26 protein-coding genes and 1 tRNA gene are annotated in these 26875 nt (G+C 57.6%); 13 read left to right on the top strand and 14 right to left on the bottom strand.

Going from position 1 to position 26875, the window contains the following annotated elements; translation table 11 throughout:
- The first annotated feature begins 146 nt into the window (after positions 1-146).
- The 9 genes from AC2FGB_RS11200 to AC2FGB_RS11160 all read left to right on the top strand — a co-directional run bounded on the left by AC2FGB_RS11200 (position 147) and on the right by AC2FGB_RS11160 (position 10109).
- Positions 147-1529, top strand: coding sequence for a trypsin-like peptidase domain-containing protein (locus AC2FGB_RS11200; RefSeq protein WP_281973751.1), 1383 nt, complete (start codon positions 147-149; stop codon positions 1527-1529).
- 4 nt (positions 1530-1533) lie between these two features.
- On the top strand, positions 1534-2847 hold the full coding sequence (locus AC2FGB_RS11195) for a replication-associated recombination protein A (RefSeq protein WP_496694393.1): 1314 nt from the start codon (positions 1534-1536) through the stop codon (positions 2845-2847).
- A gap of 109 nt (positions 2848-2956) precedes the next feature.
- Positions 2957-4000, top strand: coding sequence for an RluA family pseudouridine synthase (locus AC2FGB_RS11190; protein ID WP_281973760.1), 1044 nt, complete (start codon positions 2957-2959; stop codon positions 3998-4000).
- A complete protein-coding gene (locus AC2FGB_RS11185) occupies positions 3997-4668 on the top strand; it encodes an HAD-IA family hydrolase (RefSeq protein ID WP_496694394.1) in 672 nt (223 codons plus the stop codon). Before AC2FGB_RS11190 ends, AC2FGB_RS11185 begins: the two co-directional genes overlap by 4 nt.
- Before the next feature lie 4 nt (positions 4669-4672).
- Positions 4673-5380, top strand: a complete 708-nt coding sequence (locus tag AC2FGB_RS11180; protein ID WP_496679002.1) for an ATP12 family chaperone protein — start codon at positions 4673-4675, stop codon at positions 5378-5380.
- A gap of 206 nt (positions 5381-5586) precedes the next feature.
- Positions 5587-6603, top strand: coding sequence for an amino acid ABC transporter substrate-binding protein (locus AC2FGB_RS11175; protein WP_142639749.1), 1017 nt, complete (start codon positions 5587-5589; stop codon positions 6601-6603).
- A 127-nt stretch (positions 6604-6730) separates the two neighbouring features.
- Entirely contained in the window at positions 6731-7999 is a 1269-nt protein-coding gene (locus tag AC2FGB_RS11170; RefSeq protein ID WP_142639747.1) for an amino acid ABC transporter permease, read from the top strand.
- Between the two features lies 1 nt (position 8000).
- Positions 8001-9305, top strand: a complete 1305-nt coding sequence (locus AC2FGB_RS11165) for an amino acid ABC transporter permease (RefSeq protein ID WP_142639745.1) — start codon at positions 8001-8003, stop codon at positions 9303-9305.
- Positions 9306-9317: 12 nt separating this feature from the next.
- On the top strand, positions 9318-10109 hold the full coding sequence (locus AC2FGB_RS11160) for an amino acid ABC transporter ATP-binding protein (protein WP_142639743.1): 792 nt from the start codon (positions 9318-9320) through the stop codon (positions 10107-10109).
- Between the two features lie 47 nt (positions 10110-10156).
- Here AC2FGB_RS11160 and AC2FGB_RS11155 read toward each other — a convergent pair whose 3' ends face one another.
- The 12 genes from AC2FGB_RS11155 to rpmH form a co-directional block, all read right to left on the bottom strand.
- Positions 10157-10654 (bottom strand): SixA phosphatase family protein, encoded by a 498-nt coding sequence (locus AC2FGB_RS11155; RefSeq protein ID WP_271951999.1) that lies wholly within the window; start codon positions 10652-10654, stop codon positions 10157-10159.
- Entirely contained in the window at positions 10651-11325 is a 675-nt protein-coding gene (locus AC2FGB_RS11150) for a ferredoxin (RefSeq protein WP_496690414.1), read from the bottom strand. The genes AC2FGB_RS11155 and AC2FGB_RS11150 overlap by 4 nt, the downstream gene beginning before the upstream one ends.
- A 20-nt stretch (positions 11326-11345) precedes the next feature.
- Complete coding sequence (gene argB, locus AC2FGB_RS11145; RefSeq protein ID WP_142639737.1) at positions 11346-12209, bottom strand: acetylglutamate kinase; 864 nt, start codon at positions 12207-12209, stop codon at positions 11346-11348.
- 61 nt (positions 12210-12270) lie between these two features.
- Positions 12271-12924 (bottom strand): ribosome biogenesis GTP-binding protein YihA/YsxC, encoded by a 654-nt coding sequence (yihA, locus tag AC2FGB_RS11140; RefSeq protein WP_142639735.1) that lies wholly within the window; start codon positions 12922-12924, stop codon positions 12271-12273.
- Positions 12921-13658, bottom strand: a complete 738-nt coding sequence (locus tag AC2FGB_RS11135; protein ID WP_496690413.1) for an MOSC domain-containing protein — start codon at positions 13656-13658, stop codon at positions 12921-12923. The genes yihA and AC2FGB_RS11135 overlap by 4 nt, the downstream gene beginning before the upstream one ends.
- Positions 13655-15484, bottom strand: coding sequence for a membrane protein insertase YidC (gene yidC / locus AC2FGB_RS11130; protein WP_496690412.1), 1830 nt, complete (start codon positions 15482-15484; stop codon positions 13655-13657). The genes AC2FGB_RS11135 and yidC overlap by 4 nt, the downstream gene beginning before the upstream one ends.
- A gap of 123 nt (positions 15485-15607) precedes the next feature.
- Positions 15608-17152, bottom strand: a complete 1545-nt coding sequence (locus AC2FGB_RS11125) for a putative bifunctional diguanylate cyclase/phosphodiesterase (protein WP_496694395.1) — start codon at positions 17150-17152, stop codon at positions 15608-15610.
- 73 nt (positions 17153-17225) lie between these two features.
- Complete coding sequence (gene ttcA, locus AC2FGB_RS11120) at positions 17226-18119, bottom strand: tRNA 2-thiocytidine(32) synthetase TtcA (protein WP_496694396.1); 894 nt, start codon at positions 18117-18119, stop codon at positions 17226-17228.
- Positions 18120-18163: 44 nt separating this feature from the next.
- A complete protein-coding gene (locus tag AC2FGB_RS11115) occupies positions 18164-19771 on the bottom strand; it encodes an acyl-CoA dehydrogenase family protein (protein ID WP_496694397.1) in 1608 nt (535 codons plus the stop codon).
- Positions 19772-19837: 66 nt separating this feature from the next.
- Positions 19838-20074: a membrane protein insertion efficiency factor YidD gene (gene yidD / locus AC2FGB_RS11110; RefSeq protein ID WP_496694398.1), complete on the bottom strand. Its 237-nt coding sequence runs from the start codon at positions 20072-20074 to the stop codon at positions 19838-19840.
- On the bottom strand, positions 20071-20496 hold the full coding sequence (gene rnpA / locus AC2FGB_RS11105) for a ribonuclease P protein component (RefSeq protein ID WP_496694399.1): 426 nt from the start codon (positions 20494-20496) through the stop codon (positions 20071-20073). The genes yidD and rnpA overlap by 4 nt, the downstream gene beginning before the upstream one ends.
- Before the next feature lie 25 nt (positions 20497-20521).
- Positions 20522-20656, bottom strand: a complete 135-nt coding sequence (rpmH, locus tag AC2FGB_RS11100; RefSeq protein WP_005632162.1) for a 50S ribosomal protein L34 — start codon at positions 20654-20656, stop codon at positions 20522-20524.
- Between the two features lie 296 nt (positions 20657-20952).
- Here rpmH and AC2FGB_RS11095 point away from each other — a divergent pair, with 296 nt between their 5' ends.
- The 4 genes from AC2FGB_RS11095 (at position 20953) to AC2FGB_RS11080 (ending at position 24647) form a co-directional block, all read left to right on the top strand.
- The gene (locus tag AC2FGB_RS11095) at positions 20953-21684 is read left to right on the top strand and encodes a TVP38/TMEM64 family protein (protein WP_496694400.1); all 732 of its coding nucleotides are present in this window, start codon (positions 20953-20955) and stop codon (positions 21682-21684) included.
- A 2-nt stretch (positions 21685-21686) separates the two neighbouring features.
- A complete protein-coding gene (locus AC2FGB_RS11090) occupies positions 21687-23105 on the top strand; it encodes a dihydrolipoyl dehydrogenase family protein (RefSeq protein WP_496694401.1) in 1419 nt (472 codons plus the stop codon).
- An 18-nt stretch (positions 23106-23123) separates the two neighbouring features.
- Positions 23124-24506, top strand: a complete 1383-nt coding sequence (locus tag AC2FGB_RS11085) for an ATP-binding protein (protein ID WP_496694402.1) — start codon at positions 23124-23126, stop codon at positions 24504-24506.
- A gap of 64 nt (positions 24507-24570) precedes the next feature.
- A tRNA-Arg gene (locus AC2FGB_RS11080) sits at positions 24571-24647 on the top strand.
- 867 nt (positions 24648-25514) lie between these two features.
- Here the strand turns inward: AC2FGB_RS11080 and AC2FGB_RS11075 are convergent.
- Positions 25515-26540 carry an adenylate/guanylate cyclase domain-containing protein gene (locus AC2FGB_RS11075; RefSeq protein WP_142640384.1) on the bottom strand — a complete coding sequence of 342 codons (1026 nt, stop codon included), beginning with the start codon at positions 26538-26540 and terminating at the stop codon, positions 25515-25517.
- On the bottom strand, positions 26533-26874 hold the full coding sequence (locus tag AC2FGB_RS11070) for an Hpt domain-containing protein (RefSeq protein WP_142640383.1): 342 nt from the start codon (positions 26872-26874) through the stop codon (positions 26533-26535). The genes AC2FGB_RS11075 and AC2FGB_RS11070 overlap by 8 nt, the downstream gene beginning before the upstream one ends.
- Position 26875 lies beyond the last annotated feature (1 nt).

The following is a 26875-nucleotide window of genomic DNA, read 5'->3' as shown; positions in this document are numbered from 1 at the left end:
GGTCGGACATGTCAAATGTGGCTGGACTGGCTTTACCTCGTCAGGGTGGTGATGGCTGAAGTCTGGCAGAAACTCCAATACCGCGCTTGCAAACCCAGACATCGCGCCGCATATCCAAAACAGTCCAAAAATTTTCAGGAACTATGATGCTTCGCGCCACGGCCTTCGCTTTATCGCTTTTGTCTGCCTCTGCCGCGGCGGAAACCAGGGTGCCACGTTCTCAGGCCGAAATCAGCTTAGGGTTTGCGCCGGTGGTGAAACAGGCCGCGCCGGCTGTGGTGAATATCTACGCCAAGATCGTGCGCGAAGGGCGCTCGAATTCACTGTTCTCTGACCCGTTCTTTCAGGATTTCTTTGGCGGCGGCTTTGGCGAACCGCGACCGCGCGTTCAGAATTCGCTGGGGTCGGGTGTGATCCTGACGGATGACGGTTATGTGGTCTCAAACTACCATGTCGTGGGTTCGGCGACCGAAATACGGGTCGTCACGACGGACCGGCGCGAGTTTTCGGCTGAGGTGGTTCTGGGCGATCAGGAAAGCGACATCGCCATTCTACGTCTGAAAGATGCCGAGGCGTTGCCTTCGATCGACATGCGGGATTCCGATTTGGTTGAGGTGGGTGAACTGGCTCTGGCCATCGGCAACCCGTTCGGCGTCGGGCAGACGGTATCATCGGGCATTATCTCGGGGTTGGCGCGGACCGGTACGGCCACGGGCAATGCGCGGGGCTATTTCATTCAGACGGATGCGGCGATCAATCCCGGCAATTCGGGCGGGGCGCTGATCGATGTGAACGGTGATCTGATTGGCATCAACACCTCGATCCTGACACGTTCTGGCGGATCGAACGGGATCGGTTTTGCCATCCCTGCCAATCTGGTTGCCGAATTCCTGCGACAAGCGCAGGCCGGCAATGACAGTTTTGTCAGCCCCTGGGCCGGAATGGCCGGGCAGCACATGAGTGCGGATATCGCTGAGTCTCTGGGCTTGGTCATCCCGCAGGGTGTGGTGATTTCGGATCTCCATGCGCTCAGCCCGTTGGCCGAGGCAGGGTTGCAGGTTGGGGACGTCGTGACCCATGTCGACGGGGATGAGGTGAACTCGCCGGCAGAGATGAAATTCCGCATGTCAGTGGCCGGTGTGGGCGGCACGTCGGTGGTGACGCGACTGCGCGGCGAGGACCGAGCTGAACTTGAGGTCGCTTTGGTCAAAGCGCCCGAGGTTCCGGCAGCGGAAGTGACGACGCTGAACGATGAAACCGTGATGCCAGGCCTGACCGTGTCGCGGATCAACCCTGCTGTTATCGCGCGGCTGGGGCTTTTGCTGTCGCAGACGGGGGTGGTTGTGGTCGACGCGGGCCGCTATGGCGGTCGGTCCGGGCTGCGTCCGGGCGATGTGGTCGATGGGATAAACGGCGCGCGGGTCGAGCGACCTGCTGATGTCGTGAAGGCGCTGACCGATCCGGGGCGTCGGATCAATCTGGATATCCTCAGGGGCGGGCGGCCGGTTTCCCTGCGGTTCAGGCTGTGACCGGATGAGTGACCTTTTCGATACCGGGTCATCTGACCCTGCGCCGCCTGTACATCGCCCGCTGGCCGACAGATTGCGCCCGCAAACGCTGGCCGAGGTGATCGGGCAGGAACAGGTGTTGGGCCCGGATGCGCCTTTGGGCGTGATGCTGGCCTCGGGCAGTCTGTCGAGCCTGATATTCTGGGGGCCGCCCGGCGTCGGCAAGACCACGATCGCGCGGCTTCTAGCGCAAGAGACGGACCTGCATTTTGTGCAGATCAGTGCCATCTTTACTGGTGTTCCCGACCTGAAGAAAGTGTTCGAAGCTGCGAAGATCCGGCGTCAGAACGGGCAGGGGACGTTGCTGTTTGTTGACGAAATCCATCGCTTCAACAAGGCGCAGCAGGACGGGTTTCTGCCGCATATGGAGGATGGTACGATCCTCCTGGTCGGGGCGACCACGGAAAATCCATCGTTCGAGTTGAACGCCGCTGTGCTCAGTCGGGCACAAGTGCTGGTGCTGGAACGGCTCAGCCTGGCTGATCTTGAGCGTCTGACGCAGCGCGCTGAACAGGAATTGGACCGCGGGTTGCCGTTGGACCCTGCGGCCCGTGATGCGCTGCAGGAAATGGCAGATGGTGACGGGCGCGCGCTGTTGAACCTGATCGAGCAGGTTGCCGCGTGGAAAGTTGAGGGCCCGCTGGACCTTGAAGCCCTGTCGACCCGGCTCATGCGCCGTGCCGCGAAATACGACAAATCTGGAGATGAGCATTACAACCTGATCTCGGCCCTGCACAAATCGGTGCGAGGATCCGACCCCGATGCCGCCCTGTACTGGTTCGCGCGAATGCTGACAGGAGGCGAGGACCCAAGGTATTTGGCGCGCCGGATCACGCGAATGGCGGTCGAGGACATTGGTCTGGCTGATCCGCAGGCTCAGGCGATCTGTATGCAGTCCTGGGAAACCTATGAGCGGCTGGGCAGTCCCGAAGGCGAGTTGGCTTTGGCGCAGGCGCTGGTCTATCTGGCTCTGGCTCCGAAATCGAACGGGGCCTATGTGGGCTACAAGGCAGCGATGCGCCTGGCCAAGCAATCAGGAAGTGAGCCGCCGCCCAAACATATTCTGAATGCACCAACCTCTTTGATGAAAGATCAGGGTTATGGTGCGGGCTATGCTTATGATCACGATGCCGAGGATGGGTTTTCTGGGCAGAACTACTTTCCCGAGTCCATATCGCGCCCTGTTCTCTATCAACCTGTCGAGCGTGGGTTTGAACGTGAGCTGAAGAAACGGTTGGACTACTTTGCCAAGCTGCGTTCGCAACGGAAACCAGACTAGCACCGGCTTGACTCTTTGGCCGATGCGCGCGACAGACGCGCATGTTTTCTGGGACAATGTTTACAGCGTGGTCCGGGCGGGTCTGCCGCGCGGTGCAAGGGGCAATGGCATGAGTGGCGTGCAGATGATTACGGTTGCGGATGGGGATGGCGATCAGCGGGTGGACCGCTGGCTGCGGCGTCTGTTTCCGCATGTCAGCCAGGGGCGCATCGAGAAAATGTGCCGCAAGGGCGAACTGCGTGTGGATGGCGGACGGGCCAAGGCCTCGACCCGGCTTGAGGTCGGCCAGGTTGTACGCGTGCCACCTCTGCCGGATGCGGACCACAAACCGGTCGAGGTGAAACCGCGGATCACAGATGCGGATGCCGAGATGATGCAGGCTTGCGTGATTTATCGCGATGATCACGTGATCGCGCTGAACAAACCGCAAGGCTTGCCGGTGCAAGGCGGCAGCGGCCAGACCCGGCATGTGGACGGCCTGTCCGAGGCGCTGCGCTTTGGATATGACGAAAACCCGCGACTGGTGCACCGTCTGGACAAGGATACCTCGGGCGTGCTGTTGCTGGCCCGCACACGCGAGGCCGCCAAAGCACTGACCGCCGCTTTCCGCCACCGGGACACGCGCAAGATATATTGGGCCCTGGTCGCTGGGGTGCCGACCCCTTATCTGGGCGAGATCAAGACCGGTTTGGTCAAGGCCCCGGGCCATGGCAGCCAGGGCGAGGGCGAAAAGATGATCCCCGTTCATCTTAACGAAATCAACGATACGCCAGGCGCGAAGCGGGCCCATACACTTTACGCTACGCTATACCGCGTGGCCGGACGCGCCGCCTGGGTCGCGATGGAGCCGATCACCGGCCGCACTCATCAGTTGCGTGCGCATATGGCAGCGATTGGGCATCCAATCATCGGGGATGGAAAATACGGCGGTTCGGGTCAAGAGAACCTTGGCGATGGCTGGGGTGCGCAGTTGGGCGGTGTGATCAGCAAAAAGCTGCACCTGCATGCGCGGCAGGCTTCGTTTCAGCACCCGGTGACGCGTAAGAAGATCACGGTCACCGCACCCTTGCCCGATCATATGAAACACAGCTGGGACACATTCGGATGGGCCGAAGACCTGGCTGCGGATGATCCGTTCGAGTCTCTGCAATGAGCAGACCCTTGCGTCTGGTACTATTTGATGTGGACGGTACCCTGGTCGATAGCCAGGGCAGCATTGTTGCGGCCATGACCGCCAGCTTTGATGCCTTGTCTCTTCCGGTACCGGATAGGGCGGGGATCTTGTCCATAGTCGGATTATCTCTACCACAAGCCATGGCACAGTTGGTGCCCGAGTGTTCTGCTGTGGATCAGGCGCGGTTGGTAGAGGGCTATAAACAGGCCTATCACGCACATCGGCTGGAACAGGGAATGGCCAGTTCGCCGCTCTACCCCGGAGCCCGTGAGGTTATCGAGGCACTGCATGCAATCCCCGAGATGTTGCTGGGCGTGGCGACAGGCAAATCGCAACGTGGTCTGGATGCTTTGATCGAAGGTCACGGTCTGCAAGGCTATTTCGTGACCCGGCAGGTCGCAGATCACCACCCGTCAAAACCGCATCCTTCGATGATCGACACGGCTAGGGCCGAAACCTGCGTCGATGCGGTTGATACTGTCATGATCGGGGATACCCGATTCGACATGGATATGGCCGCCGCCGCCGGTGTCACGGGAATTGGCGTCACCTGGGGGTATCACGAACGGCCTGCCCTGGCCGCTGCCTCTCGTATTATCGAAACGTTTGACCAGTTGCCGGGCGCACTGGACGATATCTGGACCTGAAGACATGAGTGACTGGAAACCGAAACGATTTTGGACTGCATGTCAGGTGGTCGAGGCCGATGGCGGATTTACGGTCGAACTGGACGGTCGTCGGGTCAAAACACCTGCGCGGGCCGGACTGATCCTGCCGACCTTGCCGATGGCTCAGGCCGTTGCGGCCGAATGGGACGCGCAGGAAGAACAGGTTGACCCAGGGACGATGCCCTACACGCGTTCGGCCAATGCAGCCATCGACAAGGTACTGATTCAGCACGCCGAAGTTGCAGACATGCTGGCCGATTATGGCGATTCGGATTTGCTGTGCTATCGCGCCGCTCACCCGCAAGAGTTGCAGCAGCGGCAAGCTGAGCAGTGGGACCCGGTGTTGGACTGGGCCGCGGAAGCCATGTCGGTTCGCCTGCAGCCCGTCACAGGTATCCTGCATCAGCCGCAAGACGTGGCGGCGCTGGATCAGTTGCGCCGGCGAGTGCATGATTTCAACAACTTCCAACTGGCTGCCTTCCACGACCTGGTCAGCCTTTCGGGCTCGTTGATCCTTGGGTTTGCGGCCACTTCCGATTGGTGTGATGCGCAAGAGATCTGGCGGATTTCGCGGTTGGACGAGCTGTGGCAAATCGAACAATGGGGCCATGACGACGAGGCGCATGAAGCAGCCGAAGTCAAACGTTCTGCCTTTTTACACGCTAAACGCTTCTACGACGTCTCTGATTGATCTTAGATTTCTGAATTTTTACCGCTCTGATGGACATCTGTGAGTTGATCCATCGTTTTCCCTGATCCGACCCTTGACGTTTGTTTATGAATGCGACCAAACTCGTGCGCACTAAAGGGGAAACACCTTTGGGGAAACCTTTCTGGTACCTGAGGTGCCGGATAGAACCGTCCCTGAACGGGATGGACAATCAGGAAGAGGTAAAAATGAAAAAATCCGTAATCTTGGGCGCGGCCACAGTTGCCGGTCTGGCCGCAGGCGCAGCCATGGCGGGAACCGTGGACGACGTCAAGGCGCGCGGTAAGCTGAACTGCGGTGTGACCACCGGTCTGGTCGGCTTTGCCGCGCCCGACGCAAATGGTGAATGGCAGGGCTTTGACGTTTCGTTGTGCCGCGCCGTTGCCGCTGCGGTTCTGGGTGACGCAAGCGCCGTTGAATTCGTTCCGACCACAGGTAAGACACGCTTTACCGCGCTGGCTTCGGGCGAAATCGACATGCTGGCCCGGAACACCACCTGGACCTTCAGCCGCGACGTAGACCTGAAGTTCGAATTCGTCGGTGTAAACTATTACGACGGTCAGGGCTTTATGGTTCCCAAAGCGCTGGGCGTAAGCTCGGCCAAGGAACTGGACGGCGCGACTGTCTGCATCCAGACCGGCACCACCACCGAGCTGAACCTGGCGGATTTCTTCCGCTCGAACAACATCAGCTACGAGCCGGTTCCGATCGAAACCAACGCAGAAGCGCAGCAGCAGTATCTGGCTGGCGCATGTGACGTCTACACCACCGACGCATCGGGCCTGGCCGCAACTCGCGCCACGTTCGAAAACCCCGGTGATCACATCCTGCTGCCCGAAATCATCTCGAAAGAGCCGCTGGGCCCGCTGGTCCGTCATGGCGACCACGAGTGGGGCGACGTTGTTCGCTGGACACTGAACGCACTGGTTTCGGCTGAAGAGCTGGGTGTGACCTCGGCGAACATCGACGAGATGTCTGCTGGCACCGACAACCCCGAAGTGAACCGTCTGCTGGGCAGCGAAGGCACTCTGGGTGAGATGCTGGGTCTGGACGCACAGTGGGCAATGCGCGCTATCAAGGCGGGTGGTAACTATGGTGAGGTCTTTGCCAAGAACATCGGTGAAGAAACGCCAATCGGTCTGGCACGCGGCCTGAACGGTCAGTGGACCGATGGCGGCCTGCTGTACTCGCCGCCGTTCCGCTAATATCCATTGAAGAGGGCGCAGTTCATCCTGCGCCCTTTTTCAATCCATAAGAAACAGTCCCGGTTAGATTGAACAGAGATCAACTCTGTCTGCGAATAACGGGATGACACGGGGATATACATAGGTCATGTCGACTCTCACTGACCCGCCAAAGGAGCAGTTCCGGCTGTCCATGCTCCTTTACGATACGCGGTACCGATCTGCGACCATCCAGGTCATTGCAATGATCGGTTTCATGCTTTTGGCAGCCTGGATCATTTCCAACACCATTCAGAACCTCGAAGCACTTGGTAAACCCGTAGAATTCGGGTTCTTCGGCGAACCTGCAAGTTACGATATCAACCAACGCCTGCTGGAATACGATTCTCGAGACAGCCACTTGCGTGCTGGGTTTATCGGATTGCTTAACACACTTGTTGTTGCAGTTCTCGGCTGTATCACGGCGACAATTATCGGTGTTTTCGTTGGTGTATTACGACTTTCCAACAACTGGTTGATCGCGCGGATCATGACTGTTTATGTCGAGATGTTCCGTAACGTGCCTGTGCTGCTTTGGATCGTTCTGGCTATGGCCATTCTGATCGAAGGTTTACCGGCACCCAATGCATTCCGAGGCGAAACCCCGACGGCCACGATGGATTTTTTCAACTCTGTCGCCGTCACCAATCGCGGTGTCTATATCCCAGAGCTCCTGTTTTCACGCAGTCTTGGCGATATCCACTTGTTTGGTGCGTCCAGCTTACGCTTCGACATTTCATTGGATCTGGTCGCCTTTCTGGTCGTTTTGGCGGGCAGCATTTTTGTGATGCGCAAAGTATCCGCTAATGCCGCTGCAAAACAGGAAGCAACTGGTGATCGCCCAACCATCTGGCATATTCAGTTGGGTATACTGTTTGTGCCGATGTTGATCCTGCTGACTGCGTTGGGATTCCATTTGGGATACCCGGAACTGAAAGGGTTCAACTTCAAAGGCGGCACCCATTTGCGGAACTCGCTTATCGCATTGTGGTTGGCCCTGTCCCTTTACACTGCAGCTTTCATCGCTGAGATCGTGCGGGCCGGAATTCTCGCCATTTCCAAGGGGCAGACCGAGGCCGCCGCCGCGCTGGGTATACGCCCGAGCCGGATTATGCGTCTGGTGATCCTGCCGCAAGCGTTGCGCGTGATCATCCCGCCAATGATCTCGAACTACCTGAACCTGACCAAGAACTCGTCTCTGGCGATTGCGGTGGGATATATGGATATCACAGGTACCCTGGGTGGCATCACCATGAACCAAACCGGCCGCGAGCTGGAATGCGTTCTACTGCTGATGCTGGTCTATCTGTGCATCTCGCTGAGCATCTCGGCAGTGATGAACTGGTACAACAATAGTGTCAAATTGGTGGAGCGGTAATATGAGTGATGTTTCATTTGTCCGCGCGGAAATGTTGCCGGAGAAAGCGCCACCAGCGTCCGAAGTGGGAATAGTAGGTTGGGTTAAGCACAATCTGTTTTCTGGTTGGTTCAATTCGATCCTGACTTTGGTTTCGCTCTATGCGATCTACTATGTGTTGTCGGGCGTTCTGCCATGGACGTTCCAATCCGTCTGGAATGCCAATTCACTGACTGAGTGCCGTGAGATCATGATGGCAACCTGGGGAGACACCCATGGTCATGCTTGCTGGGCTGTCATCAATGATCGCTGGCTGCAGCTGTTGTTCGGATTCTACCCGAGCCATCTGTACTGGCGGCCGATTCTGGCGCTTGTTCTGTTGCTGGTTGCGCTGGCACCAGTGCTGTATTCGGACCGTGTTCCGAGCAAGTTGCTGATCTTTAGCGCGATCTACCCCTTCCTGATGCCTTGGTTGATGTGGGGTGGTACCATCTGGGGGCCATTGTCGGCGGCACTTGGATTTGTTGCCGGCTGGGCCGTCTACACCGTCGTCAGCAAGCAACAAAGCGAATTGCTCGGGATGATCGGTGGTGCAGTGGCTGCATTGATCTGGTGGCTGTTTCTATCGAGCTACTTCGTTGGTGCCATGGATTCGATCCTGCCGATCGGTATCGAAGCCGTGCAAAGTCGTCAGTTCGGTGGTTTCATGCTGGCGATCCTGCTGGGTGTTGTGGCCATCGGTGTCTCGCTGCCGATTGGTATCGTGTTGGCGCTGGGCCGTCAGTCGGACCTTCTTATCGTCAAATACATGTGTGTGGGCTTTATCGAGTTCATTCGCGGCGTACCGCTGATCACGCTACTGTTCGTGGCCTCGCTGCTGTTGAACCTGTTCCTGCCACCAGGCACCAATTTTGACATCATCCTGCGGGTGATGATCATGATGACCCTGTTCTCAGCCGCCTATATGGCCGAAGTGATCCGGGGTGGCCTGGCTGCATTGCCACGCGGTCAGTACGAGGGCGCCGACAGTTTGGGCCTGAACTACTGGCAGGCACAGCGTTTGATCATCATGCCGCAAGCCCTGAAAATCTCAATTCCGGGCATCGTGAGCACATTCATCGGGATCTTCAAGGATACGGTTCTGGTGTCGATCATCGGACTGTTCGACGTGCTTGGCCTTGCCAACGCGATCCGCGCTGATACCGCTTGGAACGGCATCTACTGGGAACTGTTCGCTTTTATCGGCGCGCTGTTCTTCGTCGTCTGCTTCTCCATGTCCCGTTATTCCATGTATCTGGAGCGCAAGCTTCAGACTGGCCATCGTTAAGGAGTTCAACACATGTCTGAACTTGCAATAGACCGCGAAATCGACCGATCCAAGATGCAGGTGAGCGACGAGGTCGCCATCGAAATCAACAACATGAACAAGTGGTATGGGTCTTTCCATGTGCTGCGCGACATCAATTTGACCGTCAATCAGGGCGAGAGGATTGTTATCGCGGGGCCGTCAGGGTCGGGTAAGTCCACCCTGATCCGCTGTCTGAACGCGCTGGAGGAACACCAGCAAGGCACGATCATGGTGGATGGGACGGAACTGTCGAATGACCTGAAAAACATCGACAAGATCCGGTCCGAGGTCGGGATGGTGTTCCAGCACTTCAACCTCTTCCCGCATCTGACCATTCTGGAAAACTGTACGCTGGCCCCGATCTGGGTGCGCAAGACGCCCAGGAAAGAGGCTGAAGAGCGTGCGATGCACTTCCTAGAGAAGGTGAAAATCCCAGAACAGGCCGACAAGTATCCTGGTCAGCTTTCGGGTGGTCAGCAGCAGCGTGTGGCGATTGCCCGTTCGCTCTGCATGATGCCGCGGATCATGTTGTTCGATGAACCTACATCGGCGCTGGACCCTGAGATGATCAAAGAGGTGCTCGACACTATGATCGAGCTGGCCGAAGAAGGCATGACCATGCTTTGTGTGACCCACGAGATGGGTTTTGCCCGTCAGGTCGCCAACCGCGTGATCTTTATGGATGCCGGTCAGATTGTGGAACAGAACGAACCAGAAGAGTTCTTCAACAACCCACAAAGCGAGCGGACCAAGCTGTTCCTGAGCCAGATTTTGGGTCACTGATCCCGATCGGAAGAACCATGAAAGGCGGGGTTTTTGCCCCGCCTTTTTTACTCCGGCAACTCGCGTGGAATGACGAACCCCAAGACATCCCCACTGTGCCACCGAAGCGCGGCCCAGGAGTTGATCTCGAACTGTATGACTGTTGTTGCGCAGGTCGGGTAGTCATCGAAACGGCCGTGATCTGGCGCCTGCCGCACAAGCTGTCTGGCGAATTCAGCGATCCCGGGGTTGTGGCCCAGCATCAGCACGGTTTGGCCAGAAGCCTGCGACAGGGCCCGCATCATGAGATCGGGACCGGCCAGATACAGCGAGCGTTCGAACTGGATCAGATCGGCCTGCAGCCCCATTCGATCCCACGTCTCGCGGGTTCTGAGGGCGGTAGAGCTGAGCACCTCATTCGGTAGCCAGCCATTCCTGAGTAGCCAGCCGGACACAGCAGGTGCCGAGCAGCGTCCACGTTTGTTCAGTGGCCGATCATGATCGCTGAGCGTCGGCTCATCCCAACTGGATTTGGCATGGCGGGTCAGGATCAGAGTGCGAGTCATGACGGGTGAAAAGACCTCATGTGGTGGGCGGACTGTTCTGGGTCCCGCCTGGCCCCGGGGCTGAGAGGGCAGGCCAGGCGCGCAAGGCAGCCACCGGTCATGCAGGTTTGGCCCTGCTCTGTGTTCAGATGCCCGTGGCAGGCCTCAACGTCATAGAAGCTGTGGGTGTTCAGGGCCCCGACTGGGCAGGTCTGAGCGCAAGGGGCATCGCATGTAACACAGGGCGATGAATTATGGGCACCGGGAATCTCGAATTCCTGATCAAAATGCAGCGCGCCGCGATACGAGATCATCATACCGACCGTGTCATGCACCAAGGCGCCAACCGGGCTGCTGAATGTACGCCCCGATTTCAGCGCCCAGTCGATAAACGGCACATAGGGTGGGCCACCGAATGGGAAATAGGCTTGACCCCCCAAATCCTGCGCCATCTGATTGACGACGCGGTACGACCACCGGTCAACAGGGTCGGGACCTTGCCATTCAGGGGCTGATTTCAAAACAGGCCAGAACGTGGGCCCTGCACCTAGCAGGATCAGGGTGCCGCTGTCCAATTGCTTGGCATTAGCGCGCCCAGGATGTAACGCACCCATCACGATAAGCCCAACCTCAGCAGCCGCGCTGTCGACACGTTGATAAATGTTCGGGGAAGGTGCGGTTTGAACTGTCATGTCACCTCCGTCGCAGTCGATCAATCGGGTCGGATCAGCGACCCAGCTCCGTGTTCGGTGAACAGTTCCAGTAGCACCGCATTGGGTGCGCGCCCATCCAGAATGACTACGGCCCGCACCCCACTATGTAGTGCGTCCAGCGCGGTTTCGGTCTTGGGGATCATTCCGCCTGCGATGGTCCCGTCCAGGGTCATCTCGCGGATCTGACCGGCTTTTAGCTCGGTCACGACCTCTCCGGCAGCGTTCTTGACGCCTGATACGTCGGTCAGCAACAGCAGACGGTCTGCCTTCAAGGCCGAGGCGATGGCACCGGCGGCGGTGTCACCGTTGACGTTGAACGTCTCACCCTCGCGCCCGGCGCCCAGAGGCGCAATTACCGGGATCACGTCATGCGTAAACAGATCGTGCAGGATTTCGGGTTTCATCTCGGAAGGAGAGCCAACAAACCCCAGCGAGGCATCGGTTTGATCACAGATCATCAGGTTGGCGTCCTTGCCCGACAGGCCAACCGCAGTCCCTCCCTGTCCGTTGATGGCCTGAACAATGCGTTTGTTCACGAGGCCCGAGAGCACCATCTCGACCACTTCGACAGTTGCCTTGTCCGTCACACGCTTACCGTTCACGAAATCGGATTGGATATCGAGCTTGTCCAGCATCGCGTTGATCATGGGACCGCCGCCATGTACTACAACCGGGTTGATGCCCACCTGGCGCATCAGAACCACGTCACGGGCAAAGCTCTCCATCGCTTCATCGCTGCCCATGGCGTGTCCGCCCAGCTTGATGACGACAATGGCCCCGTCATAGCGCTGCAGATAGGGCAGTGCGCTGTTCAATGTGGCGGCGGTGGCGATCCAATCCCGGTTCATATCTCTTGTCTTCATGGCTAAAGGTCCCTCTGGCCCACCGTGTTAGGGCCTTTGAAAGGTGCTGCCAAGGGCCAAGCTATTCCAGATGCGTGATGATCGAGCGCAACGTTGGGATACCATCCCCTTTTTCGGACGACGTCAGCACGATTTCGGGGAAAGCGGCGGGGTGTTTTGACAGGGCCGAGCGGACCTGGTTCAGAACCTTTTCGCGTTCATTGGCCTTGACCTTGTCTGCCTTGGTCAGCACGCATTGAAAGGTTACGGCACTGGTGTCCAGCAGCTTCATGATCTCGGCATCAACAGGCTTTACCCCATGGCGCGCGTCAACCAGGACAAAGGCCCGGCGCAGGGTCTGTCGGCCACTGAGATATTGTTTCAGCAACCGCTGCCACTTTTCCACTACCTTAACCGGCGCATTGGCATAGCCATAGCCGGGAAGGTCGACCAGATAAAGCTCTGGGCCCTGAGTGAAAAAGTTGATTTCCTGCGTGCGGCCCGGCGTGTTCGATGCACGCGCCAGCCCCTTGGTTCCGGTCAGCGCATTGATCAAACTGGACTTGCCAACATTGGAGCGGCCCGCAAAGCAGACCTCAAGGCGGTCAGGGTCGGGCAGCCCACTCATGGCGACGACACCTTTGACAAACTCGGACGGGCCAGCAAACAGCTTGCGCCCGCGCTCCAACGAGAATTCATCGGGATCTTGGGCCAGAGGGAAGGGTAGGGTGCTCATAACGGTATCACCTTGTCACCGACCGAGATTACCCCGCCGCGAACCACTTCGGTATAGATGCCGAAATCCTGATGGCCCCAGCTGTTCAGCGCGCCCAAAGTGTCGGCATCGCGGTCGCCGGTATCCGGGTTCGCAGTGGTCGCCAAACAGCGCACAATCCGCTCGCGGACGCGGAACACGGCCTCACCGATTTGCAACTCGCGGTCGAGCCAGTCGAATTCTTCCCATAGGGGCAGGCCATCGAACCAGATGTTACCGCGCCAGCGTTTGATTGACAGGTCTTGCCCCAGTTTTTGTTCAACCGCCCGGTGAGAGGCCATGTTGCACAGGCTGATTGACGGGAAATCGCTGTCTGTCATCCCACGCCCTGGTATCCGAACGATCCGGGCAGATGCCGCCCTGTCCGCGGGCATCAGCGGGCGCACCCAATCCAGAAACACGTCCTGTTCCCGATCTGGGTCAAAAGTTAGATCGGGGCGATTGGGATGGGTCAGGGTCAGCATATCCCCGTCCAGCTTGGCGGAAATGGCCATCAGGTCTGGGGCTTTTGATCCGCGACTGAAATTGACGCAGGGCACCCATTTCGTGCCATCCGCCTTGGACGCTTCGTGCGCAACCGCCCAAACGCGATCCCCGGGCATGGTCTGCCCGGGGGTCACTGTCACGGTCTGCACGGCTTCGCGGCCATGGCTTTTCATAGGATGCCGCCAAATATGGGTGACTTCAGCCGTCATTTCTCATCCGTCTTAGTGGCGCGCTTGAAGCCGGATTTGATGTTGCCAAATACATCCGGTTTATAACCCTGGCTGCGCATGATCAGATATTGCTGAGTGAAGGTGATCGTGTTGTTCGCGATCCAGTAGACCACCAGGCCGCTGGCAAAACTGCCCAGCATGAACATGAAAACCCAAGGCATCCAGGCAAAGATCATTGCCTGTGTCGCGTCTGTTGGTGCCGGGTTCAGCTTTTGCTGCAGCCACATCGAAATCCCCAGCAACAGTGGCAGGATGCCGATGAAGATCAGCGCCATAAGGGTGTCAGGTTGCGGTCCGGCCCAAGGCAGCCAGCCGAAGAAGTTCATGATTGACGTTGGATCCGGTGCGCTGAGATCCTGAAACGGGCCAAACCACGGTGCTTGACGCAGTTCGATGGTGACGAAGATCACCTTATACAGTGAGAAGAAGATCGGGATCTGCATCAGGATCGGCAAACAGCCCGCGGCGGGGTTAACCTTTTCCTTCTTGTACAGTTCCATCATACCTTGCTGCATTTTCTGACGATCGTCACCAGCGGCCTCTTTCAGGGCCTCCATCTGCGGCTGCAGTTCTTTCATCTTCGCCATCGAGACATAGGACTTGAACGCCAGCGGGAACAAGATCGCCTTGATGATCAGGGTCAGGCCGATGATCGACCAGCCCATGTTGCCGATCTGGGCGTTAATGTTGTGCAGCAGCCAGAAGATCGGCTTGGTCAGGAAATAGAACCAGCCCCAGTCGATGCTGTCGATGAACTTTTGAACGCCTTCGGCCTGATATTCACGAATGGTTTCCCATTCCTTGGCACCGGCAAACAGCTGGGTTGTGACCTCTTCAGTAGCCCCAGGTGCGATAAGCAATGTCGGCAGTACAGTTTCCGTCTGATAGATTTTGCGACGGGCATCGTATTTGGCTGCTGCCTTGAAGGTCGTGCCCTCAGCCGGGATCAGGGTGGTCATCCAATAGTGATCAGTAAAGCCGACCCAGCCACCGTCTTTGACCTGAAAGACCTCGGCTTGCGCCCGTTCGTTCGGATCAATGTCAAAGTCGCGCACATCGCCGTAGTCGATTTCATCCAGAACACCGTCGGCCATGACCATCACGCCTTCATGCAGGATGAAGAAATTCTTAAGTCCGGGCAGGTCGCCATCTTCGCCGATGCCATGGCGGGCGAGGATGCCATATGGCGCCATGCCGACCTCGGCTTGTGTGTTGTTTTCCACCGCTTGTGTGACTTCGAACATATAGTTCTCGTCTACCGAGATGGTACGGCGGAAGGTCAGGCCATTGCCATTCTCCCACTTCAACGTAACTGGAGCGTTCACCCCAAGTGTTTCACCATTTTCGACGATCCAGACCGTGTTCGGCCCGGGTACGTCCGTGCCGGTGACACCAGCGCCAGGCGCCCATCCGTAGAGCGCATAATATGCAGATTCAGATCCGACCGGAGAGAACAGTTCGACAATCGGTGCGTCGTCCTGGATCGAGACTTTATAATCCTTCAGGTACAATTCATCGATGCGGCCACCGGACAACGACAGGCTGCCCTCAAGGCGGGGCGTGTCGATCTTGATCCGCGCGGCCTCGGACCCGGGCAGCGTTTCTTCTGCGCTCGCCGTGGCTTCGCCTACGGTGCCCGCGCTAGAGGCGCTGGGGGTCTGAACCTCATCGCTTTCGATGGCGCTGATTTCAGCCTGATCAGTAATGGTGGTTTGCTCGGGCGGTGGAAACAGCACGAACCAAACCAGGATCACGACAAAGCTGAGCGCGGTTGCGAGGATGAGATTCTTGTTCTGATCGTCCATCTGGGACAGCCACCTTAAGCAGTGAAACACACCCGGTGGGTTCAACAGAGTGCAGCCCCAAAGGTCAAGCGGATTCGCCCGCCTTATGGTTCCAGATTGGGCTTTTGTGGTGAAAACCTGCGATCAGGAACCCGCTTGCCGTCCAATTTTGGGAATGCCTTTGACTTTGTTCTGATGGGCCGAGATCCAATCCATGGTCTTTTCGAACGGCATGGGCTTGCCAATGCCAAAGCCTTGAACGTGGTCACAACCAAGCTGTGCCATCAACGCGTGCTCACCGGTGGTTTCAACACCCTCGGCGAGTGTTTCTACATTCAACCTTTCGGCCATAGTCAGAATTGCACTGACCAATTGTTGTTGCGATGCATCACTGTCCGCCTTGGCCACAAAAGTTCGGTCTATCTTGATCCGCGTCACATCAAACCGTTTGATCGAGGCGATCGAGGCATGTCCAGTGCCGAAATCATCCAGATCAATACAACAGCCAAGTGCTGCAAGGCTGGTCACGTTGCGGGTAATCACATTGTCCGGACGTCGCGAAAACACGGTTTCCAGAATTTCGACAGCCAGTCGGTCGGGCGTCAGGTCGTTTTGGTCCAGTTCCCATTTCAATCGGTCCAGCAGAGCGGGGTCTCGTAGCTCATCCGAAGAAAAATTGATTCCGATTCGTGGGACGTGAATCCCGTTCCGGTCCCAGCAGCACATCGCGGAAAATGCATGATGCCGCATCGTTTGGCCAAGCCTCTCCATCAGCTCGGCCTGTTCGGCAAAAGGCAGAAATATCTGTGGGTTCAAGATGCCTTTTTCCGGGTGCTCCCAGCGGGCCAGGGCTTCAAACCCCGTAACCCGCCCTGTATCTGTGGAAACCTGAGGCTGAAACCAGGGGCGGATTTGTCCGTTGTCCAGCGCAGCCTCGAACTCTTTGCGAAGGTTGGCCCTGATATTGGATCTACGGCGGGTTTCGTTTGAAAAGGCGCGGATCGTTGAGGGCCCATTACGCTGAGCTTCGCATAGCGCAGCAGATGCGGCATCAATCCAATTTTCAAACCCGGATCCGCGAACTGCGGATTGCAGGCAAAAACCGATTGAACACGAGACATAGGCAGTGGTGCCGTTTAGGGTGATCGGCTCTTCAACGGCGGATTGGATGCGGCCCGACATCTGAATACAGGCTTCGAGATTGAGATGCTGTGACGGGCGCAGGCCGATGGCTATTTTGCACTCGTCTAATCGTGTTGCAATATCGCCGGTTCGAATGACCGAGAAGATGCGGTCACAAAATTGGCTGGACAGATGGGTCGCGGCCGCATTTCCGTGCAGGTCAACAAATTCAGTGAACCCGTCTAAGGCTATAATCATACAAGCCGATCCCATGTTATTGTGATCGGTACGGTCAAAGAAGTTTTCAAGTTCGGCGGCAAACTTATCCGTTGGCGCGAGTCTTCCGTGATGGTGCAGTGGAGAGATGCGTGCAGTTTGTGTGCGTCTGACTGAGGCGACGGCGAAGATCAGCAACGGAAGGCTTAGTGCCACAACGACAAGCGCACGTTCTCCACCGATCCAGAAAGCCGCAAGCGAAATGGCGGGAGCAAAGGCCAGCACCGGCGGGCCACTCAGATACGTGGTGAGAGTATCGAGAAATTGATAAACGGAAACAGATTTCCTCATCGGTTCGTCTTCGCCTTTACCCTGAGCATCTTGTGCTCCGGTCAAACCGTAGAAAATTAGTCTGAGTCACTCGTTAACGCAGCTGTGGAATATCATCCGTTTTTTCAGTTTTTTCGCTCGAATTGATGGAAAGATTAACAAAATCAAACAATTTCGGGTCCAAAAGGTGCGAAGGGCGCGCATTGGTTAAGGCGCGGAACATCACTTGCCGCCGTCCGGGACTGTTTTTTTCCCACTGATCGAGAATCTGTTTGACCTGCTGGCGTTGTAACCCGTCCTGGCTGCCGCACAGGTCACAAGGGATGATCGGGTAGTTCATCGCATTGGCGAATTTCTCGCAATCCGCCTCGGCGACATGGGCAAGGGGGCGAAAGACGAACAGGTCGCCTTCTTCGTTCACCAGCTTTGGCGGCATCGTTGCTAGACGGCCGCCGTGGAACAGGTTCATGAAAAACGTCTCAAGGATGTCGTCACGGTGATGACCCAGCACCACGGCCGAGCAGCCCTCTTCCCGCGCGATGCGGTACAGGTTGCCCCGGCGCAGGCGCGAACATAGCGCGCAAAAGGTGCGGCCTTGGGGAACCTTGTCCATGACGACCGAGTAAGTGTCCTGATATTCGATGCGGTGGGGAACACCCATGCCTTCCAGAAACTCGGGTAGGACGGTAGCGGGAAAACCTGGCTGGCCCTGATCCAGATTGCAAGCCAGCAGATCGACCGGTAGTAGGCCGCGCCATTTCAGCTCGTACAGAACCGCTAGCAAGGTATAGCTGTCCTTACCGCCTGACAGGCAGACCAACCAACGGGGTGGCTTGCCGTTTTTCTCGTGCGCGGATGGGTCCACCATGCCATAGTGTTCGATGGCTTCGCGGGTGTGGCGCACGATGCGTTTGCGCAGCTTCTTGAACTCGGTGGTCGAAGGCGCGCCGGCAAACAGCGGATGGATATCGTCAGCTTCATCAAACATGCGCTGCCCCTACAGCAGATGGCGTATCCGGGCAAGTGTGCGGGTCAGCCCAACCGCGCAAGCAGGGCACCAGTGTCCAGCCCGGACACCGAACCGGGGATGCGGCCATTGTTACCTGTCAGCCGAGACGCCACAAATCCATCAGCGACCGGCCCGGGCGCTTGGCGTATTAGTTGAGAGGCCGTCAGCAGCAAAGCAGTGCGCTCCGCAAACCAGCGCGCCTCGGCTTCGGGTGGGATATTGGTCCAGCGGGCGCGGTGGTCCCTCAGCGCCGCATCATAGTGGCGGTTCACTCCGGTTGCCGCCTCAAGCTCGGCCTGCAGGACTTGGGCGGCCAAGGGGTCGCGGGTCAGGGTGCGCAGGATATCCAGACAGATCACATTGCCCGAACCTTCCCAGATGCCGTTCAAAGGGGCTTCACGGTAGAGCAGGGGCAGGGGGGTGTCCTCGACATAGCCCATGCCGCCCAACACCTCCATGGCTTCGACCACGACGACTAGACAGCGTTTGTTGTTGAGGAACTTGGCGAGTGCAACAGCGATGCGGGCAAAGGCTTTATCCTCGGGTGTATGACCGTCATAAGCCTGCGCCACACGCATTCCCAGTGTCAGCGCCCCCTCCCAGTCCAGCACGAGATCGGCCAGAACGATGCGCATCAGGGGTTGGTCAATCAACCGGCGCTGAAAGGCGCTGCGATGGCTGACCCAGTAATGCGCTTCGCTGAGGGCCGCCCGCATCAGACCTGCCGGAGCCATCGCAGTGTCGAGCCGTGTGTGATGCACCATCTCCAGGATTGTGCGCACACCCGCGCCCTCATCGCCAAGCTGATAGGCCAGCGCATCATGGTATTCAATCTCGGCCGAGGCGTTGGACCGATTGCCCAGCTTGTTCTTCAGCCGCATCAGGTGGATTGCGTTGCGTTCGTCGTCCAGCCAGCGGGGCACAAGGAAACAGGTCAGACCGCCGGGGGTCTGGGCAAGTGTCAGGAAACCGTCGGACATCGGGGCTGAGCAGAACCATTTATGCCCGCGCAACCGCCAGTGATCTCCGTCGCGTGTGGCCGTCGTGGTATTGGCGCGAATGTCCGAGCCGCCCTGTTTCTCAGTCATCGCCATGCCCAGCGTGGCGCTTTTTTTGGAGGCGATAGGAGCGATAGAGGAATCGTGGTTCCATTCCGTCAATCGGGGAACCCAGATCGAGGCAATCTCTTCATTCGCCGCAATTGCTGGAACGGCGGCGTAAGTCATGGTCAGCGGGCAGCAATGTCCGGGTTCGACCTGACTGGCAAGGTAGACCATGGCGGCGTGGGTTGCGTGACCATTCGGTAGGTCAGACCAGGCAACGGCTGCGTATCCGGATGATTGACTGAGTTGCATCAGGTGATGGTATGAATGAGTGAAACGCACTTCATCCAGGCGGCGTCCACCTTGGTCAAACAGAACAAGTTCTGGGGAGTGGAAATTGGCCTCGCGCGCCATGTCTCTCACTGCAGCACGCCCAAGGTCTGCACCATAGTTGCGAAGAATTGAGCTTCGCGCGCCTGTCACATTTTGCAGTACTGGGTCAGAGGCCCAAAGGTCTAAATCTGCTCGCACAGGCGGCTGGTTCAGAACGTCATGCGTGGATAGGGAATGGCGCGCGTCAGATGTCATCTGGCCCTCGAATTGAACAGCACAACTGTTCAGCGAAGGTGCGCTCCGGTCAAGTCCGACGACGGGTCAGGAGTGATCTTCACGGTCCGGAACCGGATCATACCCGTCGCCACCCAAAGGGTGGCAGCGTCCGATCCGTCGCGCGGCCAGCCATGTGCCTTTGATGGCACCGTGTTTTTCCAGTGCCTCCAAGGCATAGGCCGAGCATGTAGGCTGATAGCGGCAGTTGAACCCGACCCAAGGGCTGAACAGCAACCGGTACGCCCGAATGGGTAAGGCAAGGATATGCGAGAGCAATGTCATTTTCGCGCAGCATGCACTTTACGCAGAGCATAGCGCAAATCATCCAGCAGCGCCGCATAGGGGCGTCCGGCTGTGACATCGGCGCGACCGATCAGCACGTAATCCCAGCCGTCCTGCCCCTTCTCAGGCAGTACTGCGCGCGCAGCTTCGCGCAGGCGTCTCTTGGCCCGGTTGCGAGCCACGGCATTGCCGACCTTTTTGGAACAGGTGAAACCGACGCGAATCCCGTCCGCCTCGCCCTCGGCGCGTTTGCGCGCCTGCACCATCATTGATGATGTGCCCTGCCGACGCGCACGCGCGGCGTTCAGGAAATCGGATCGTTTCCTGAGGATGATCAATGTTTTGGATGCGCAAACGGACGCCGCCGGGGGCGTATCCCCGGGTTGGCAGTTACCATCCTCAGGGGCCTCCGGCGGCGTCATGTTCATAACCTGATCGGTGAGCGGTTTATGCGCTCAGCGACTTGCGGCCACGTGCGCGGCGCGAGTTCAGGATCTTGCGGCCGGCCTTGGTGGCCATGCGCGCGCGGAAACCGTGGCGGCGTTTGCGAACCAGGTTCGAAGGCTGATAGGTGCGTTTCATCGCTCCGTCTCCAATCTATTCGGTCGGGTGCAGCGCGGATTCGCCTGCCCGTGGTGTTCGAAGCCCGTCCTCTACTGCCAAGCGGGGGGTAAGTCAAACCCCTTGGTGGGGGTTTTGCAGCCTTTTGCAACAATTCTATAATCCCGCGCGGTAAAAGATTTCAAAAATACGGATTTTAGGCACAAAACCCTCACATTCACTGTCGAAAAGATCAAGGCAGCGTGAGGCCCCTGTTGCCCGGGCGCGTGACGTCGCATGTTGAGGCCAGAATGAGACGCACAAAACCGGACACCATTATGAGCGATACAACTCAGGCCCCGCGCAGCGGGCTTGCGCGACATATTCCTTTGCTGGTGATTCTTGCCGTAGCCGCAGTGGGTTACTTTACACTGGGTGAATACCTGACTTTTGAAACCCTGCGCGACAACCGAGAGGCCCTTTTGGGTTGGCGTGATGCCAATTACTGGGCAATGGCAGGTGCGTTCATAGCGATTTACATTGCCATCGTTGCGTTCTCGCTGCCCGGCGCTGCGGTGGCCTCGATGACCGGAGGGTTCCTGTTTGGCCTTTTCGCAGGCACGGTCTTCAACATTTTTGCAGCAACCATCGGCGCCTCGGCGATCTTTCTGGCGGCGCGCTGGGGGTTGGGGGCGTCCTTGACGGCGCGTCTTGAGGCCTCGGAAGGCACGATCAAAAAGCTGAAGGACGGCCTGCGCGAGAATGAGATCTCGGTCCTGTTCCTGCTGCGCCTTGTCCCGGTGGTTCCGTTCTTTGTGGCCAATCTGGTGCCGGCGCTGGTGGGGGTGAAGTTCCGCAATTTTCTGTTCACCACGGCGCTGGGCATCATTCCCGGTGGCATCGTTTATACTTGGATCGGCGTCGGACTGGGCGGTGTATTCGACCGAGGTGAAACGCCGGATGTCTCACTGCTGTGGGAGCCTTTTGTCATCGGCCCCATCATCGGCTTGTGTGTGCTGGCGGCTCTGCCCATTCTGATCAAAACGCTGCGCGGCCAAAAGGACAGCTGATCATGCAAGAACTGAAATCCGATATCCTGGTGATCGGGGCCGGGTCAGGTGGGCTGTCGGTCGCCGCGGGGGCGAGCCAGATGGGTGCGGATGTGATCCTGCTGGAAGGTCACAAGATGGGCGGCGATTGTCTGAATTTCGGCTGCGTCCCGTCCAAGGCCCTGATTGCCAGCGGCAAGGCCGCCTATGGGCAGGCGCATGCCTCGGCGCTGGGTGTGGCGGATGTGGTGCCACAGGTGGATTACGCCGCCGCCAAAGACCACGTGCATGGTGTGATTGCGCAGATTGAGCCGATGGACAGCCAAGAGCGGTTCGAAAGCTTTGGTGTCAAGGTGATCCGGGAATATGGCCGCTTTGTCTCTCCGACACAGGTTCAGGCGGGGGATCATCTGATCACCGCGAGGCGGGTTGTGATTGCAACAGGCTCTTCACCACTGATTCCGTCGATCCCCGGTTTGGACAAGGTGACGTATTATACCAACGAGACTATCTTTGATCTGCGCGACAAGCCCGATCATCTGCTGATCATCGGCGGTGGCCCCATCGGGATGGAGATGGCGCAGGCGCATATTCGGCTCGGTTGCAAGGTCACAGTCATCGAAGGGCAAAAGGCGCTGGGCAAGGATGACCCCGAGGCGGCAGAGGTCGTGCTGGACAGTTTGCGCGCCGAGGGCGTTGCGATCCATGAACAGGCGATGGTGGCACAGATTCGCGGCTCCGATGGCGCGGTTGAAGTGGTGACCGAGAACGGCGAGATCTTCTTGGGCACGCATCTGCTGCTCTCTGCGGGGCGAAAGGCCAATACCGACCGCCTCAACCTTGCCGCTGCCGGGATCGAGCCCACCCGAACCGGCATCAAGGTCGACGACACCCTGCGCACCACGAACCGCAGGGTCTATGCGATCGGAGATGTCGCGGGTGGGCTGCAATTCACTCATGTGGCGGGCTATCACGCGGGGATTATCATTCGTTCGGCGCTGTTTGGGCTGCCCTCCAAGGCGAAAACCGCACATATCCCCTGGGCGACCTACACCGACCCCGAGCTGGCGCAGGTTGGCCTGACCGAGGTGCAGGCGCGCGCCGAGCATGGCGATAAGATGGAAATTGCGCGGTTTGACTATCACCACAACGACCGCGCCATTTCCGAGCGTAAAACGAATGGTTTCATCAAGGTCATGGTCGTCAAAGGCCGACCTGTGGGTGCCACAATTGTTGGCCATCAGGCGGGTGAGCTGATCAGCTTGTGGTCGCTGGCGCTGGCCAATAATCTGAAGATGGGGCAGGTTGCCGCCATGGTTTCGCCCTATCCGACGATTGGAGAGCTTAACAAACGGGTGGCGGGCGCCTATTTCTCACCAAGGCTGTTTGAGAATCAAACGGTTAAACGTGTGGTCAGGTTCGTCCAGCGCTGGATGCCCTGACCTGGAAGGGAGAGCAATGTGAACTCGCTGTCAGGCCGATTTCTGATCCTGACGACGGTCTTCGTGATGTTGGCCGAGGTTCTGATTTTTGTCCCTTCGATTGCGCGATTCCGCGAAGATTTCCTGCTGAACCGGCTGGAGCGCGCTCAGATCGCCTCGCTCGCTTTGTTGGCCGATGATATGCTGGCCGAGGACCTTGAGGCTGAACTGCTGGCCAATGCGGGCGTCTATAACGTGGTTCTGCGGCGAGACGAGATGCGCCAGTTGATGCTGTCCTCTCCTATTCCAGGGCAGATCAGCAAGACCTATGACCTGCGTGACGCGCGACCATGGGTTTTGATCCGGGATGCTGTCGTGCGGTTGTTCACGCCGGAAAATGAAGTCATCCGTGTTATTGGCGAGCCTGTGAAAGGCGCAGGTCTGCTGATTGAGGTGACGACTGACAGCATGCCGTTGCGTATGGCGATGACGGATTATGGGTTACGCATTCTGGGCCTGTCATTTGTGATTTCGATCATCACGGCTTTTTTCCTGTTTCTTGCGGTTCGGGTGGTTCTGGTAAAGCCTATCAAAAGCGTTGTCGGATATATGCAGCGCTATGCCAGCGCCCCCGAAGATGCCCGTGGAATCATCTCACCGGATTCCAAAGTGACCGAGCTGCGCGAGGCCGAAGAGGCGCTGAAACAGTTGCAAACCGAACTGACCCAGGCCCTGAAACAGCGCGAGCGTCTGGCGCAGCTGGGCGGGGCTGTGGCCAAGGTGAGCCACGATCTGCGCAACATTCTGACCTCGGCCCAGCTGTTTACCGACCGAATCGAATCCAGCGAAGACCCGTTGGTGCGTCGCATGGCCCCTAAGCTGGTGAACTCGATCACCCGAGCGGTAACCCTGTGCGAAAGCACATTGGCATTTGGCCGCGCTGAAGAACCTGCACCGTCGCTTACACTGGTTCCGCTCCGCACTGTGGCCGAGGATGTGGTTGCTAGCGAGAAACTTGCCGTTGCCGATGCCTGTGTCGAGATCATCAATGATGTGTCGGAAGAGTTGGTCGTACGAGCTGATCCTGAACAGATTTTCCGTGTCATGATGAACCTCGTTCGAAATGCCCGTCAGGCGCTGGTTGCATCAGGAAAGCCCGGTCGGATCACCCTGTCCGGGCAAGAGCAGGACGCCAACTGGTGTATTCAGATCAGCGACACAGGGCCGGGCCTGCCGGCCAAAGCGCGTGAAAATCTGTTCACACCCTTTCAGGGTGGCGTCCGCAAAGGCGGGTCGGGTCTGGGCTTGGCGATCTCACAGGAACTGTTGCGGGGCCATGGGGGTGACCTTGTTCTGACCGAGACAGGGTCAACAGGTACCACCTTTGAAATTCGCCTCCCGCGGGGCGATGGGGCTTTTTGAATTATTTTTACAGAATCGACTTGCACGTCCCGAATGCCGGGTCTACATAGCGCCTCACCAACGCGGACCGATAGCTCAGCTGGATAGAGTACTTGACTACGAATCAAGGGGTCGGGGGTTCGAATCCTCCTCGGTCCGCCACTGGTTTCCTGTTGAACGTCACACGAACCTGACCCAACCGTCATAGTTGGACCAGAAACGGGTGAACATTCGACACCGGAAGGCACCCCCCGATGTTGGCCATAAGTTGAATTTGGCCTTTGCGTCTTAAACTGATCCAGAATCCCCATTTTAATACTCCCGCAATGACTTTGTTTGACCTGGCTTCCCTTTTTTGAAAATCAGGGCTGATTTGCAGATCAGACAGCGAAGCTGCCTGTTCCTGCTGATCTGCCACGTGGCGAACGCGGGAGGGGGCGAGGCAATGCTATTCGACAGGGGTGGTGCGGACCGGAGGCGCAGCCGAGGACACGGCCCTGTCTAATAGGGTTGCCCGAGGGGGAGGGCTGCGCCCTCACCCTGACGGCCAGGGGCGTTTGGCATGTCCAATTGCCGCTGGCCCACGAAGGGAAAGTAAGGGGAAAGAGGGCCCGTCGCCATTTGCGATTGTACCATTCTGTCAAACTACAAAAAGCAATAGGGGCCACCAAGCGGACTTTTGCTGCACACGCGAAAAACCTGCTGCCTGTGCACAGTAACCTGCTGGGAGGGCGGAAACCGGTCGTTCGCTGCGGTGCAAAGAAAATGCTACACTACTGCAAAGCGGTCATTGAAGCGGACAAACTGCTCAAAAGACCTGGATGATAGTGATCTAACAAAGTTCGCTTCATCTGTTCTCCCCGCCTCGAATGAAGCCCGATTTTGTCTGTGGCAATAGGCCCATGGCCGGGCGCAAAAAAATCGACCCGTTTTCGCGAATCCAAATTGAGTGGCTGCGACGGCGGGGAGTTTAGTAGTAAGCGGTCTTTCAGGAAATGATATCGGAGAAACGATACTCGTGTCGGAAGATCATAACGCGTAGATGTCGAACGGTTCAGAGAAGCCCTTGATACGGGTCCTGCCAAATGTCTCCTGTACATCAGCCCTGTCCAGCAGATCCAGGGTCTCTTGATCAACCAAAATCCGGCTTCCGGTGTTCTGGGTTTCCGCTTCCAATCGGGCTGCGAGATTTACCGCGGATCCGATACAGGTATAGGTCGCCCGGTTGTCAGTGCCGGCATAGCCCGCGACGACTTCGCCTGTAGCGATACCGATCCCGATCCGGAGGCTCTCTTCGCCATCCACGAGCCGGTCGTGATTCAGCATCTCGATCATGTTATGCATTTCATGCCCAGTAGCTACCGCACTTTGCGCGGTATTGTTCAGAGGTTGTGGAACACCGAAGAGAGCCATCAACCCGTCACCCAGCATCAGGCTGACTATGCCGCCATTGCTGGTTACCGCCTCAAACATCAACGTGTAGAAGGTGTTGAGCAGATCAATTGTTGCTTCGGGCGCCAGGTTTTCTGAAAGGGCTGTGAAACCGCGAATGTCGCAAAAAAGAACCGACGCGTTTGCACGTTTGCCACCGATGGCAAAGCCAGACTCTTGCAGGTCTTGCGCAACCTCGGTGGTTGCGAAGCGTTCGAGCAGGCGTCTTTGTTCGTCCCGCAGTCGCTTCTTTTCAAGGCCGCTGGCGACGCGGGCGCTGAGAAGCGTCTTATTCACCGGCTTGGGCAAATAGTCTTCTGCGCCTAACTCGATGCAGCGCACAATATTGTCGAGCCCTTCGACAGAGGAGGTCACAATCACCGGCAATTCGCGCAGGTCGGGGTCTACATTGATTGCTTCCAGAACCTGAAACCCGTCCATTTCCGGCATTTCGATATCGAGTAGAAGCAGGTCATAAGATTGACTCGACAACATCTCCATCGCTACGAGGCCGTTCTCCGCGACAGAGGCTTTGTGCCCCAACAGTTCAACATTGCGAGACAGGAGTAGCCGATTGACTTTGTTGTCATCAACGATAAGGAGATGGCCAGGTGCATCAGTCATTGTTCAGGATCCGCAGGGCCGCGGCAGCTTTGGCGAAAGAGGCCTCCAGAGCTTTCGCATCCATAAGGTCGCCAGTTGCGGGTATGTCCCCGAGCTCGATTTTCCTTGCCAACTCCGCTAGCGCGGTTGCACCAAAGGTGTTTGCATTCGATTTGATGGAATGAGCTGCGCGGCGATATCCATCTGCGTCTGATGCTTCGGCTGCCGATTTCAATTCGGCAATCATGCCGGGGGCTTCGTCGAGAAAGGTGTTCACAAGCTCGGCGGCAAATTCGTCACCAGTCGCGTCCTTGAGTTCAGCGAAGATATCAAGATCAATTGGGCCGTTTGTCATG

The sequence above is a fragment of the Ruegeria sp. CDSC021 genome (assembly GCF_059610845.1).
This window is presented reverse-complemented; position numbering and strand designations above follow the sequence as displayed.